A 14,134-nucleotide genomic window follows, 5' to 3' on the forward strand; every position below is an offset into this window, starting at 1 on the left:
AAGGGAGAGAAGATTTTTAGTTGTTTGGGGCATGGATTTGACAAGTTAATCTTTTACTTCTGGAGTTATCACAGTTCCCTTGACGGGCATGGGATTGCTATTCGTTCCCGCAAAATACAGCGGAAGTCCCTCAACCAGCACGGGATGGAGCATCTTGTTCGGATTTTGGCGTTGATGATGAATATGGAGATGCGGTTCCGACGTGGAGCCGCTATTCCCGACCCGACCCAACACATCTCCGGGTTTAACCTGATCTCCGACCTTGACTGTCACACTATCCTTTTTCAGATGATTGATCAGCAGATAGGTTCCCGTTTCGTGAATTCGAAGATAAACGTGGTTTCCTTCCATGGAAAGAATATCTTCGGAGCCGGGCTGAATATCACGTTCGTCGTCATAAGCCGCAATTACGGTTCCCGCAACGGGGGAAAGCACTTCCTTGTTCCAAATGCCGTAATCTTCCGGGTTTGTGCTGCCTGTATTGTAGGGTTCCATAAGCAGATCATAGGCCCAACGTTCGGATGGCCAGATCACATGCGGCAAATTGGTACTGATGGTATCTCCTCCCCAGCCGACGACCGTTTGCTCGGCAAACGGCCAAGCGACAGTAACTGATGGCTGGACGGTTTGTGCACGGGCAGGATACGGCAGAGGCACGATATTCATGGTCAATAACAAGTGCAATCCAAGGAGGGCGCTTATCATTAGACCGATCCATCTACTTAAAAGTTTTTTCTTTTTCTTGATAAAAATAGGGATCAAGATGATGTTCAAGAGCAGGCATGCCATTCCCAAAAAGGGAAAGATCAGTTTTATGCCAAACCAGGCATAAACCCCCGGAAGCCCGCCGCCCCCGTAAACCAGACCCCAAGCCAGCAGGAAGAAGGCGGATAGTATTACATTGGTAGATCCATAATTTCGTAAGCATTTTTTCATAGGTTTCTGCAACTCCCAGTCCATCTGTAATAGTTCTTCTTCTTTTATATGGACGATAGGAGTTGGATGAAACCCTGCAGAAAGACACCAATGTCTGGAAAGGACTCCCTGATATATAATTAATTCATAGATGAACCGTAGACAGATAATTCCACTGGATAAATCGAGATAAGGAGGAACAAGAATGGGTAACGATAGAAATACAGCTGAGATTATGCGAAATTGGTTGGTAGATACGGAGACTTATGATGATTTGGAAAGAATGATGCTGAAGGAATCCGGACTTCCCGGACCGCGGGCCAACTTGGGCCTGGCCTCTTTGTTTGCGGATCAGTTTAGGACCATGCAAATTTTGCCTGAACAATGGAGTCTATTGGTTCGCTGGTCAAATCTGAATGAAGTGGAGGCGCCGGTTAATGACCCGCATGAATATTTGCCGTTTTGCGCGATACAGGCCATGGGAGTGAATTATGCTGCGGCGGATGAGCAACGTAAAGTCCAGATACTCTTGTTTATTGGCCAAGCCATGAATGACTCGCGCTGGCGAATGAGAGAAGGGGCTGCCATGGCGATGCAACGGCTAGGAGAACATGATTTCATCGGACTCCAGTCTTATATGGAGCACAGATTTGGCGATACGACTCTGCTGGAAAGACGTGCCTTCGTAGCGGCACTGGCGCATCCTCAAATTCTGAAGATAGAAGAAAATGCCCGGTTTGCCCTTCGGATCTCCGAAGTGATTATGACGGAGTTAGCGGCGGGTCAACCTGAAGGTTCGCGGGAAGATATCCGGGTACTTTGCCAAGGGCTGGAGTATGCTGTCAGCTTGTTTGTGGAGAAGCTGCCAAAAGAAGGTTTCGAACTGCTAGGCAAATTTGCCGTATCTAAAGATGAACGGCTGCGGAAAATCGTGAAATCCAATATCGGCAAAGCCCGGCTTGCTCGTAAATATCCCGAAGAAGTCAGCGTTATCACTGGCTTGTTGGAATCCCGTTCAAAATGAATAATCAGATGGTATGATGATTAAATGAATACCCTGATTTCATTTCATAATTACATATAGGAGAGGGGAGACTTCCAGATGCAAATCATCGGCATGAATGGAGTAAGTTGGTCCAGAGATAATAAAATCATACTTAACGAGATTGAATGGCAGGTAAACGAGGGAGAACACTGGGCCATTTTAGGATTGAACGGATCGGGGAAAACAACTTTATTGAATATGATTAACGGTTATATCTGGCCCAGCAAGGGCGAGGTATCGGTCCTTGGACATCCCTTTGGGAGCGTGGATTTAAGGGAATTGCGCAAATCGATCGGATGGGTTAGTTCCTCGTTCCAGGAAAGGCTATACGCTTCGGATAAAACGCAGCATATCGTCATCAGCGGCAAACATGCTTCCATAGGCTTGTACGCGGAACCGAATGAAGAGGATTTCATAAAGGCCAGGGAGTTGATGGAACGCTTGTCCTGCGGTCACTTATACGATCGAACCTACCAATCCTGCTCACAGGGCGAGAAGCAGAAATTGTTGATCGCCCGTGCGCTGATGGCTTCCCCCAAGCTGTTGATTCTGGATGAAGCCACCAACGGCTTGGATTTCTTGTCCCGGGAAGCCCTTCTGTCCAGTATCAGCGAGCTTGCTTCCACCCCGGACGCTCCGACGATGCTGTTTGTAACGCATCATATTGAAGAAATCCTGCCGATCTTCAATAAAACGCTTTTAATTCGCAAAGGCGAATTGTTTTCGCAAGGAAATTCGGAAGCTATGCTGACAAGCGAAAACCTGACAACCTTTTTTGAAACACCGGTTCACGTCCAATGGCAATATCAGCGCGCCTGGATGACGATCCCGCAAGAAGACAAGGCGGAAGAGTAATTGTGAAATAAGCGGATGGAAGGAATTTGTGATCCCGTGGTGGAATATCATTACTCAGTTTTCAATTTATGATAAATGGAGTTCAAATCCGATCAAAGAGGCGATATTGAGATGTGCTGGACCACAATCGGGAAACGATTTTACCCCGGATACCACCACCAAATGCAGGTAAGAGGTTATGATGAATTAGTTCCGGAAAAACCGATAGGTAACAGATATCGATTTATTCTTGCGGATGAAGGCGGAGGTGCTCTGCAAATCGGGGGGCAATTCTATTCCGTCACGGCACCGTCCATCATTTATGTGAATGAAGAAGATGGTCTGTTCACGTTGAGTGGAAGCCGGATCAAAGCGAGGTCCATCTATTTTCATCCGCAAATCATTAATTGGAAGTACGAGTTTCCAATGATGTTCGACGAACGAAAGAGACAGGAAATGACCGTAACCGATCTGCAGGATTTATGGTGCTTATGCCCTTTTACCGAAAAATCCGGCGTAATTCCGATTGACCCGATGTACGCCAAGCATATCTCACAGATCTTGACCGATATCGAAAGGCAATTAGGCGATCAACCCGATGACGGTTGGCCGTGCAGAAGCCGTTCTTACATGATGGAATTGCTGGCTTTGATCCGCAGATTATACGATCATTCGAACAGCAGCTCCGTTATGGCGAATTCTCTATCCAACGAACAGATAGCGCCTGTAGTTCGTTTTCTGCACACGCACTACAGAAACAAAATCAAGATCGAAGATGTGACACGCGCTTTTCATACCAATAAGACCAGCCTGAATCTTCAGTTTAAACAAGCCGTAGGCCAGACGATGATGTCTTACCTCAATTCGATCCGCATGCAGATGGCCGCGGCGATGTTGAGGAATACGACATTGTCCGCCAATGAAATTATGCATATGGTGGGAATTCAAGACAGCGGTCATTTTATCCGCAATTTTCGCAAGTACACCGGTTTTTCGCCATCGGAGTACCGTTCCAGGTTTTGCTGGATGCTTAAACCATAAATGTTCAATTTGCAGCATTTGACTTCCTTTTCGCTATGTTTCGCAAGTTAATCCCCCCTTACAATATCGGTAGCAGCATATACAAGGGGGCGAATTAAGATGAAGAGTTTGAAGATTTTCATGCTGTGCATAGTGATGATTTTGATGTTTTTGATGCAAGCCTGCTCGAACGAGAACGCGACCCCGCTGGCCTCCGAAGTTAAAGAGCCCGCCAAAGCGCCGCCGGCAACCGAGACTGCCTTGAAACCTAAAGAGGACGGATATATATGGGATACGGAATTGCTGAACAACAAGAGCGGGAAAACGATGATAAGATCCGTGACCATTCCGAGACCTGACGGGAATCATATGTCGTTCGCCATCGTATCTTCAAAAGGAACCGTTATTTTGGCCGATCCGAACAGGCTGAATTATGCCAACGGAATATTTCGTGTCGATGCCATGACCACCAGCATTATAAATCACGACCATATGGACTCGGGGATAAAAAGAGCCAATCCTGAAGCAAAAGTATCGGAAATGACTCCGGAGACGTTTACCGTCAAGGACGTCAAGGTTACAGGGATCGCAGCTTCCTATACTCCGGACCCGATCAATCAGGAGTCTCCAACAGAAGTGATCTATGTGTATGAAATGGATGGCCTGCGGATTGCTTATATGGGCGCATTGGGGCAGGAGGAGCTTACGGAAGAACAACTGGAGAAGTTAGGGAAGATCGATGTTTTCCTGGCCTACTTTTTTGACGCTCCCGAATGGAACATCAAGAAGGAAACCGCGGTGAAAGTGATTCAGCAATTGAATTCACCGATTGTACTGGTAACCGAATATGATCCGGAAGCCGCGGCGTTCATCCTGGATGCGATAGGAGCGAAAGAAATCATTGAGCAAGATGTCCTGATTGTGGGCAGGGAAGATCTGAACAAAATAAAAACCCCCGAATATATCTATTTGTTGGAACATAAAGCAAACAAAAAATGATAAGGGCAGCCCGCGGGGGCTGCTCTTTTTCTATCTATTGAAATTGAAATCTTTGGGAGTTTTGATGAAAAAACTGAGTCTTAAGCAGGATACAAGCTAAAAATCTAGAATATGTAATTACATATTTCGATTAAAAGTGAGGAATTAAACATGGCACTTATTGAGGTTCTAAAATATGACGGCTCCCCGGATGTATTTGCATGGAAGCACCCCGAGAGCGAACTGGGTACATGGACACAGCTTATCGTGAATCAGTCACAGGAAGCGATACTTTTCAAGGACGGTAAGGCTCTCGATTTATTCGGAGCGGGTCGCCATACACTAAGTACGGCCAATATTCCAATTTTAAATAATATCATCAACCTGCCGTTCGGGGGGAATTCTCCTTTTGCTGCTGAGGTATGGTATGTCAATAAAGTGAGTTCCCTGGATGTAAAGTGGGGGACGACCAAACCAGTACATTTACAGGATCCCAAATACAATATTATTGTGCCGGTTCGTGCCTTCGGTCAATTCGGCATCCGAATCGAAGATTCACGGAAATTTCTCCTAAAGCTTGTCGGCACGCTCCCTTCGTTTCGTCAGGAACATCTGGTGGAATATTTTCGCGGCATCGTCACGATGAATATTAACTCCATGCTGACTTCTTATCTGGTGCACAAAAAGATCAGCGTCTTGGAGATCAATGCATTTATTGGGGAAATGTCCAGTCATTTCGAGGCAGCACTCGCCCCTTCGCTTGAAGAGTACGGCATTCGTCTTATCAACCTCTATATCCATAATGTGAACTTGCCCGAAGATGACCCTTCCGTCATCCGTTTAAGAGAAGCATTGGCACGCAAAGCGGAGATGGATATTATCGGCTTTACATATCAGCAGGAACGGACCTTCGATACCTTGGAGGGAGCTGCGAAAAATGAAGGCAGCATGCAATCGGGACTAATGGGAGCCGGCATCGGCTTAGGGATGGGGTACGGGGTCGGAGGCCCATTGAGCAATGAAATGGCCCAAATGTCCAGGACGTTAAGTACGGAAGGAAAAACCCGGATTTGTCAAAAATGTCAGCATGCTAATGCCGAGGGATCGGCATTCTGCAGTCGGTGCGGCGAATCGCTTGTTGACGGGACTAAAGAAACCGTCTTGGAAACGACGACAATTTGCAATGTATGTGGAACCCCTTTGCTTAAGGGTTCGAAGTTCTGCGCAAGCTGTGGGGATAAATATCGTGCGTGTCCGAAATGCGGTCAGGATAATCCCGAGGAGGCGGTTGATTGTATCAAATGCAATGAACCGTTACCTCGCCGCTGTCCAAGCTGCAGTCATGAAGTGCCGGGTAATGACAAGTTTTGCGGAAATTGCGGCACGAATCTTGTGAACAATTGCAAAAACTGTCAACAAGAGCTTCAGCCCAACCAGAAGTTTTGCCCGCAATGCGGTAGTGAGCAGGGCGAGGGGTGAAAAAGACAATGACCATGAAACGGCATGGATCCATTATTGCTTTTGTCTTATACCTAGTCGCGGTGGTTTCGACACTAACCGTCTATATTACTTTGCATGATGGATTTACTTATTCGCCATCATTCTGGATTTCGCTCGTTGCTATTATTTTAGCGGAAACGGCTCTGTGGATATACGTCCGCTATTGGATCAACCAGCCCGATAAGGTTAAGCGGATCATTCCTGGTTATCTGGCTATGGGCATTGTGATCTTGGCCTATTTGACGGCGGTTCTTTGTTACTCTTTCTTTGCCGGCATCGCGGACCTTGCCTTGCGCTGGTTTATGTTGCTCCATGTACTCACTTGCGCAGCAGCGATTATTGTTGGCGGAGCGATTCTGTTATTTCTTAAGTATGCCAATGCCGATGAAAGTGATACTCGCTCACAGATCGTTAATTTACATACCATAGAGTCGGCACTCAAAGAATTGTTGCTAAAGGTTCAATCAAGAAATGAGCCGCAGAATGAAGAAATGAAATCTATCATCACAAAGCTTATTGAAAAAGTTCATTATAGCGATCCGGTCATGCCCTCAGATATTCAATATTTGGATCAGCAGCTATTATACCAAATTCAACTAATACATGAAGAGATGATTAGCAGGGCAGAAGGAGTTCAAGATCCTTCTCCCGAAGATATGCTGCAGCGTCTGCAGGATATTCAGCACCACCTGACTCTTCGCAATGAGCAATTGCTTCTTACCAAATAGTATTCTGCATCTCAGATTGAGGAGGTTTCATTAATGAGATTTATAAAAGTTTTTTTTGGTACTTTATTGATTATTCTTGCTTCGTTGTTCATTGCTGTAGCTCTAACGATGATGCTTACGGAAAACGGAATAATGCCAGGAATGATTGGTTTAGTTTTGGGGGGCTCCATTTTATTCGGAGGGATAAAATTATTTAAAGCTCCTAAAAATGTTGCGAATCCACACCCGGCGCAAAACATGAACGGAAAAATACCGGGGACAGGACCCAATCCGAACTCTTTTGATCCGTTCGACGCTAAATCAGTCAATGATTTTGTGCAAAATCAATTAAAACAAGGAAATACAAATACGGTAAAGACCTCTAATGGATCGATAAGCCAGATGACGGTCACTTCTTCATCATCATCGAATATGGCCGCCGATCAGTTTAATGAAATATTTACTACTTTCTTTGGGGAACCGAGCGGAAATGGAAAGGAAACTCCGGCAGCGAAAGAGCCGATCTCCCTAGACTGTCCCGGCTGCGGTTCCAAGACAACGGTGCATCCGCAGACAACGACTACTTGCGAGTTTTGCGGTACCGTCGTGCCTTACAAAGAAAAATAAGGTTGTGGTTTTAAAATAGAGCGATAAAAGAGGAGCCCGCGGGGGCTGCTCTTTTTCTTTTCATGTTGCAGGGTTGAGATTATAATTGTCCTGATAGATTAAAGAAATGAGGAGGGGATAAATTCATGAAAGACAAACTTAAGAGCCTTCCCTCATCGCCGGGCGTTTATCTCATGAAGGATTCCGGCGGCGGAATCATTTATGTCGGCAAATCCAAGAATCTGAAGCAGAGAGTCCAGTCTTATTTTTACAATGCCAAAGGGCATTCTAACAAAACCAAGCGGCTGGTCAACAATATCAAGGATTTGGAGATTCGATTGACGGACACCGAGTTTGAGGCATTCATGACGGAATGCAAGCTGATTCACGAACTTAAGCCGGTTTACAACAAGAAGATGAGAAATCCGTTAGCCTATTCCTATATCGTAATCAGAAGCATCAAAGGACTGAGGCGTATATTAATCACCAACAGCCCCCGAGCCGAGGACAAGGTTTGTTTCGGACCTTATACGGCAAACCGGAATACGGTTGAAAAAGCGGTCCAGGGGATTGAGGAATGTTATAAAATCAGCTGTAATCAAACCTCTGCGGGAACACCCTGCCTGAATCATTCGCTTGACTTATGTCTCGGCATGTGTCTGGGCGGAGAGGCGATCAGAGAATATGATAAGATTTTGGACCGATTTATCGCCCTGCTTGAAGGTACTGACCACGGGCTGTACGAGGAGATGGAACAGCAAATGTTGCAGGCGTCCGAAGTCTTTGATTTTGAAACCGCAGCAAAATACAGGGACTATATCGGCGCGGTGGACTTCTTGCTGAACAAAGAGAAGGTGATTGGTTTTACCGAAGAGAACCGCAATATTGTTGTCGTTGAAAACTTGGACGAAGTTACCGTCAAGCTGTTTCTGATCAAGCGCAATCATGTACTTTACAGCGAGAAGTTGACGGTGAACCATGACGAGATCGACGATCTCTGCGCCAAGGTTCAGGGACTGGTTCAGAGCTGCTTCCGGCAGAGCGGGTTATCGGGGTCATCCGGGGCAACTGAACTCACCCGCGATGAAATCGATGAAGCGCAAATCATTTACAGCTATTTGCAACGGAGCTCCGGTAGACATCTCATGATTCCGGAGGAGTGGCTGGAGGGCGGAGACCCGGCTGAAATCGTCCAAGCGCTTCATGATTTGCTGGCCGGCAGCCTGAGTACTGCGGTTCATTCAAGCTGACCATGAAACCGGTTAGCTGTCCGACCGAGGAGCAATGCTCAGCGATAATCCTTCATAATCTTTTCGGTTGTCTATGAGATAGGGCAACTTCTATGTCCAGGGTTAGAAATATTTTCCTTGACGATGCTCGTATAATTAATATTAATACTAGCAAGCTCCATGGAAGGAGGAAAAAGGAATCATAATGAGCAACTATCCTAACGAGATTGAGGATTTTCATAACACGATACTGAAGTTGAAGGGAATTACCGGGATCGAAAGCGGGGTCGATAATCTGGAACCGGTGGACGCAGAGCTACTGAGTCAGCCTCCGTTTGCCCATTTGCCTCATGCGGCGCTTCTGCGGACAAACGGTGGGCTTGAGAATGAGGTGCTCATCCAGTTTGAGCTCGAGACCGATTATTCGCTGGAAAGTCTGCACTCGGTTGAATTTCTGGCCTGGTTCGTGCGGGATTGCGCAAGGGGAGGCAAGGCAATTCAGATGAGACCGTTTGCGCTTCCGCCTTCCTCTCCTTATGGCAGACAACTGGGAACAAGTCTAAAATATCATATCGATCTGTTTATTGACGGTATTGAGGAATCTTTGGAGCCAGCACTGAAATTGATTGGTTCGCTTAACAAATCACTCAATCTGGCGATTCAATTATATGAGATTCCATTAAAATGACAGCCATAACTAGGAGGAAAACAATGAATCAAAATAAGACAGCAGGTCATCCTATTCTTTTTTCTCTGATGCTCGGCATCGGATTGACTTTACTCGTATCGATTGCATCCGCGGCGGCAACGATAATGGAACTCGGTGATAGAGGAATCATGATCGCGCAGGGTTGCGCCTTTCTGGTGATGGGAGTTATCGTTACGGTGTATATGAAAAAGCGAGACCGCACGATGGGCATATTCGGATTTAACAAACTTGACGAACGTAACGGAAAAGCAACACTTTACTACATTCCTCTGCTGATTATTGCATTAGTTCAGCCGTTGATGGGAGGATTTAATCCGGAACTGTCTTTCTTGGACGTAGTTATCATTCTGGTATTTTCACTGCTTGTCGGCTATGCGGAGGAATCGGTTTTCAGAGGCATTATCAGAGAAAAACTGCAATTCAAGGGGACCAAATTTTATATTGTGTTTTCCTCTTTATTCTTCGGGATTCTACATATGGCTAATGCGTTTAATGGAACCGGCATCATACATATTTTACTTCAAGTCATTAATGCCTTATTGATTGGGTTTATACTGGCTCTGCTGATAGAGACGGCCAACAACATCATCCCGTTGATTGTTTTCCATTTCTTGTTCGATGCCCTGGCGCAGGTGACGAGTAGCGCCATCCTGGATCAGGAAATACTGGCGGTTTCTATCTTGAATATTTTGTACTTGGTTTATGGAATATACTTGATATATATTTTGAGCAACCGGAAAAAAGTTAGTATTACCCTGTAAAAAAAAGAGACCGGTGACGGTCTCTTTTTGATAGTTTTGCATGACATGGATAAGGATGCGGCCGATCTCCCGCAAAGCTTAAAAAATATTATCATACGGACAAAATATATCCCATATGACTAATTAGATACTTTTCCATGATCAGGAGGGATAGGTTTGGACGCATTCGTTACCCGCTCGCTAGACGAGATCCGGTTTTGGTCCAGAATCATGAAGGAACATGCACTTTTTCTCGGTTTAGGGTTTAGGGCTGAAGATACTCAGCTAATCAAGGAAGCTAAGCATTATCAAGGTGTTTTTGAGGATATCGAGCGAAGATCGTACGATTACACCTTGGAGACCGATCCGGCCACGATTCGACAGTTTAACATCGAGGTTCAGAATGCAGCGACGAACATATGGGCGTTTAAGCGAATGGTGCTCGGCCTTATTTTACAGTGCAAATTGCCGGGAGCGACGAATTTCCCTCTTTTGGTGGATCACATCAGCAGGGAAGCGAATTATTTCCGTAACCGGTTGGGGGAGCTGAATTCGGGAACGCTTGAGCCGCTGCCGGATGCGATCATTGATGAAAATGTTTTCTTCCTGAGAATTATGGCCGACCATGCCAAATTCATTGGACATTTGCTGGATCCGTCGGAACGTAAGCTAGTGGAACAGGCGCGAGAGTTCAGTCACGATTTCGATAAGCTGGTATTCCAGGCGATCGATCTAAGTTCCATGCGGCCGCAATCGCAAACCGTGCCTCTGCTCAGCCAGTTTGTCGACGAGAACAAGGTTTCGGTTGAATCGCTGCGGGATTTCAAAAAGACGGCGCGCGATTTGATCGAGGAATGCCGAATTAAAAGCATCATTCATCCGCTATTGGCCGACCATGTATTCCGTGAGGCCGAACGGTTCCTTTTCATTCTCGATATGTTTGACCGGTCCTTATCCGGTCATAAAGTTAACAAAAGAGAAATCTTGCATTGATGCCCGGCCTAATTCCATGAAAAAAGATGAACCGATTCCGGTTCATCTTTTTTTGAAAGAAGGCGAGGAAATTTTACCTCCAGGTGAATGGGTTTACTCCGGCTCATTCATGTAGTTATACTCCGGAAATTTTACGACCGGCTGTTTGACTTTATGCAGTTTACTAATGAACTCGGGCCCGACATGTATATTGGTTTCGACCAGTTGCGCAGGTGTCAGAGCCATCCATTGAGTGAGGGAAACGTCGGCAAAACGGTCGCTTTTGAACATTTCAAGGAACCAGAGCGACTCGCAGCCTGTATTTTGAATATAGTGGCCGAACGCGAACGGAACGTAACCGACGTCACCGGCGCGGAAATCAAAGGTGCGGGCGGCGCCATTTCCGCCAAATACCGTCATCCGTCCTTGACCGGTAAGGTAATATTGCCATTCATCGTTATTGGGATGCCAGTGCATCTCCCTCATGCCGCCCGGCTTGATCTCGACGAGGGCTGCAGCGATCGTTTTGGAAATCGTGAAATTAGAAGAATCAACGATTCGGACGCTGCCGCCGGAAGTAAGGATCGGCTGCTGTGCCAAAAGCTTATGCTTAAAGGAAAGAGGGATAACTCCGTAAGGGGAGGGAACGGTTTGACTTTCAACGGAGCCGGGAACCGTGTCCTGATAAATGTAGACCTGATTGTTTGGAATAGATGCAAAAGAGGATTCCGGAACGCCGAAATTGGCGGACAAGACCTCCTTTGGAGTGTGGGCGAACCAGTCGGAGATGGATAACGTGTTTAAATCCGAGAAGCTCCCGTCGTCAAACACAAGCAAAAATTCGCAGCCTTGCTCCAGACCCTGGATTGAATGAGGGATGCCCGGGGGAAAGTACCAGAGATCGCCAGCCTCGACGTCCGCGATGAAATTCCTGCCGTTTTGGTCCACAGCGGTAATTCTCGCGCTGCCCCAAATCATGTATGACCATTCGGCTTGCTGATGCCAATGAAGCTCGCGTACGCCGCCCGGCGTCAAGCACATGTTAACTCCGGCCAATGTCGTGGCGATGGGCAGCTCCCTGACGGTTACTTCTCTGGACCATCCTCCGTGATTAAGCTGCATATGGGCATCGGAAAACGAAAACCGCATATTAGGAATAAGCCCGTTATCCGTTATGGGCGGAACGAGCAGATCCGGATTTTCCAAGTCTCGCAAAATGTCGCGTGGCCCTTTATCCTCAGCTCCCGCCCCGTCAGACCTGATCGGCTGAGGCACATTCACTTTGTTCCAGGAAAGATTATTCATCCATCGTTCTTCCTCTCTTTCGGATTATGGCATTACCCAATTTATGTGAGGCTGGGGCATTATATACGGTTAGAATTATAGGTGCATAAATGGAACTGATATTTTATGATGGAAGAAAAGATAAATGAGATTCGAGGTGCCACATTCATGAAAAAGGTAGAAATCGTATCGCTGAATACGGGCAAGCCCCAAATGATATCCTATCAGAAGAAGGAAGTCCTCTCCGGTATATACAAGCGGCCCGGACAAGAGGCTTTATTTTTATCCTGGGTCAATCTCGACGGTGACGGACAGGCTGACTTGGTTCATCATGGAGGAAGAGATAAGGCGGTTTGCGTTTACCCGTATGAACATTACTCGTTTTGGGAGAAAGAACTGGGTACGGAATTGGAATTCGGTGCTTTTGGAGAAAATCTAACCACACGAGGTTTGCTGGAAAACGAGCTGTGTATCGGTGATATTTATCAACTTGGCGAAGCTGTCGTTCAGGTGAGCCAACCGCGGCAGCCTTGCTATAAATTGTCGGCAAGATACGGCGCTCCCGACATGCCGCTGAAAGTTCAGGAGACCGGCTTCACCGGTTATTACTTCCGTGTGCTGAAAGAAGGGGTAGTCTCCCGATCCGAAGGACTGACATTACGATCCCGCCACCCTAAGGAGATTACAGTGTCCTTTGCAAATCATATCATGCACAGTGACAAAGACAGCTTCGATGACATTAGAAGGATTCTTGAAGTGGAGGAACTGTCGGAGAGTTGGAGAGCTACCTTCCTTAAACGGCTCGATGGCCATGAAAAAAGTGCGGCGGAGAGATTAACCGGGAATTTGGAATAGGGGAACGAAATGGGAAAAGAAGCAAGAAGGCTGAACTTAGCCCCCTTGCTTCTTTTATTTAAATCTATAGGCAGCCTCGAAATTCGAGCAGCCGATGTAACGGACTTTGCTTTCAAAAGAACCTCTGCCTAGCGGCAGAGGTTCTTTGAATCTAAATGGTATAGTTCTTGTTCATTTATGGTCTTTACGATAAATTAAAGTTCCGTCCAGGTAAGGGTTAGCTCAATAACGCCCTCCTCGGATGACAGTGGGCCTCCTATAAGCGACCAGCTTTCCTTGTCGTTTTCTCCTTGGATAATCAGATTCCGGTCATCCAAGGTCTGGCCGTCTTCGGATATGTTTTGGGACCGGAAAAATTCCCTGTACATCCCGGATACGGTTTCCATGGATTCTTTTGTGGCGAAGACCATCATGACCGATTTTTTGCCGTCAGCCGCGGCAGAGTGGGATGTCCGAATGTCCGCGTCCGCCGGCAGCGGGAAATCCGACGGCAGGTGTTCCGGTTTCTGTGCCTCTGTAGCAGGCCCTTCATTTGCTGCAATCTTCTCTCCGTTTACCGTTCCTTGCGTTTGTTCACTTTTGACGGACTCGTCAGGCGAGCAAGCATTCAGCATAAAGGCAAAAGCGGCAATCAAAACAATCCGGCTGTAACGGGGTAACTTGCGCGGCAAATTTGTTCAACTCCTTTGGAATTCAGGGTCGGTGACAGAACAGGATGAACTTCTTTGCTGATTATTACC

The 14,134-nt window shown here is 46.5% G+C and carries 15 protein-coding genes; 12 read left to right on the forward strand and 3 right to left on the reverse strand.

Features of this window, described 5'->3' with window-relative positions; genetic code table 11:
• Window positions 1-45: 45 nt before the first annotated feature.
• Window positions 46-936, reverse strand: coding sequence for a M23 family metallopeptidase (locus ACLB09_RS04275; protein WP_410768507.1), 891 nt, complete (start codon window positions 934-936; stop codon window positions 46-48).
• Between the two features lie 184 nt (window positions 937-1,120).
• Between ACLB09_RS04275 and ACLB09_RS04280 the strand changes: the two genes are divergently transcribed.
• The 11 genes from ACLB09_RS04280 (at window position 1,121) to ACLB09_RS04330 (ending at window position 11,276) form a co-directional block, all read left to right on the forward strand.
• Complete coding sequence (locus tag ACLB09_RS04280; RefSeq protein WP_410768508.1) at window positions 1,121-1,939, forward strand: hypothetical protein; 819 nt, start codon at window positions 1,121-1,123, stop codon at window positions 1,937-1,939.
• A gap of 78 nt (window positions 1,940-2,017) precedes the next feature.
• Window positions 2,018-2,815, forward strand: coding sequence for an ABC transporter ATP-binding protein (locus ACLB09_RS04285; protein ID WP_410768509.1), 798 nt, complete (start codon window positions 2,018-2,020; stop codon window positions 2,813-2,815).
• Window positions 2,816-2,926: 111 nt separating this feature from the next.
• The gene (locus tag ACLB09_RS04290; RefSeq protein WP_410768510.1) at window positions 2,927-3,835 is read left to right on the forward strand and encodes a helix-turn-helix transcriptional regulator; all 909 of its coding nucleotides are present in this window, start codon (window positions 2,927-2,929) and stop codon (window positions 3,833-3,835) included.
• Between the two features lie 99 nt (window positions 3,836-3,934).
• On the forward strand, window positions 3,935-4,813 hold the full coding sequence (locus ACLB09_RS04295) for an MBL fold metallo-hydrolase (RefSeq protein WP_410768511.1): 879 nt from the start codon (window positions 3,935-3,937) through the stop codon (window positions 4,811-4,813).
• 150 nt (window positions 4,814-4,963) lie between these two features.
• Window positions 4,964-6,271 (forward strand): SPFH domain-containing protein, encoded by a 1,308-nt coding sequence (locus tag ACLB09_RS04300; protein WP_410768512.1) that lies wholly within the window; start codon window positions 4,964-4,966, stop codon window positions 6,269-6,271.
• An 8-nt stretch (window positions 6,272-6,279) separates the two neighbouring features.
• Complete coding sequence (locus ACLB09_RS04305; protein ID WP_410768513.1) at window positions 6,280-7,020, forward strand: amino acid permease; 741 nt, start codon at window positions 6,280-6,282, stop codon at window positions 7,018-7,020.
• A 33-nt stretch (window positions 7,021-7,053) separates the two neighbouring features.
• Window positions 7,054-7,626 carry a hypothetical protein gene (locus ACLB09_RS04310; protein ID WP_410768514.1) on the forward strand — a complete coding sequence of 191 codons (573 nt, stop codon included), beginning with the start codon at window positions 7,054-7,056 and terminating at the stop codon, window positions 7,624-7,626.
• A gap of 125 nt (window positions 7,627-7,751) precedes the next feature.
• Window positions 7,752-8,855, forward strand: coding sequence for a GIY-YIG nuclease family protein (locus ACLB09_RS04315; protein WP_410768515.1), 1,104 nt, complete (start codon window positions 7,752-7,754; stop codon window positions 8,853-8,855).
• Between the two features lie 184 nt (window positions 8,856-9,039).
• On the forward strand, window positions 9,040-9,522 hold the full coding sequence (locus tag ACLB09_RS04320) for a hypothetical protein (RefSeq protein ID WP_410768516.1): 483 nt from the start codon (window positions 9,040-9,042) through the stop codon (window positions 9,520-9,522).
• Window positions 9,523-9,545: 23 nt separating this feature from the next.
• Entirely contained in the window at window positions 9,546-10,304 is a 759-nt protein-coding gene (locus tag ACLB09_RS04325) for a CPBP family intramembrane glutamic endopeptidase (protein WP_410768517.1), read from the forward strand.
• 156 nt (window positions 10,305-10,460) lie between these two features.
• Window positions 10,461-11,276 (forward strand): DUF2935 domain-containing protein, encoded by an 816-nt coding sequence (locus ACLB09_RS04330; RefSeq protein ID WP_410768518.1) that lies wholly within the window; start codon window positions 10,461-10,463, stop codon window positions 11,274-11,276.
• A 93-nt stretch (window positions 11,277-11,369) separates the two neighbouring features.
• Here the strand turns inward: ACLB09_RS04330 and ACLB09_RS04335 are convergent, their stop codons facing one another.
• A complete protein-coding gene (locus ACLB09_RS04335; RefSeq protein ID WP_410768519.1) occupies window positions 11,370-12,560 on the reverse strand; it encodes an oxalate decarboxylase family bicupin in 1,191 nt (396 codons plus the stop codon).
• A 147-nt stretch (window positions 12,561-12,707) separates the two neighbouring features.
• Between ACLB09_RS04335 and ACLB09_RS04340 the strand changes: the two genes are divergently transcribed.
• On the forward strand, window positions 12,708-13,394 hold the full coding sequence (locus ACLB09_RS04340) for an MOSC domain-containing protein (protein WP_410768520.1): 687 nt from the start codon (window positions 12,708-12,710) through the stop codon (window positions 13,392-13,394).
• A gap of 194 nt (window positions 13,395-13,588) precedes the next feature.
• Here ACLB09_RS04340 and ACLB09_RS04345 read toward each other — a convergent pair whose 3' ends face one another.
• Window positions 13,589-14,065, reverse strand: a complete 477-nt coding sequence (locus ACLB09_RS04345) for a hypothetical protein (protein WP_410768521.1) — start codon at window positions 14,063-14,065, stop codon at window positions 13,589-13,591.
• Between the last annotated feature and the right edge of the window lie 69 nt (window positions 14,066-14,134).

It is taken from the genome of Fontibacillus forbon (assembly GCF_046559655.1).
Taxonomy (GTDB): Bacteria; Bacillota; Bacilli; order Paenibacillales; family Paenibacillaceae; genus Fontibacillus.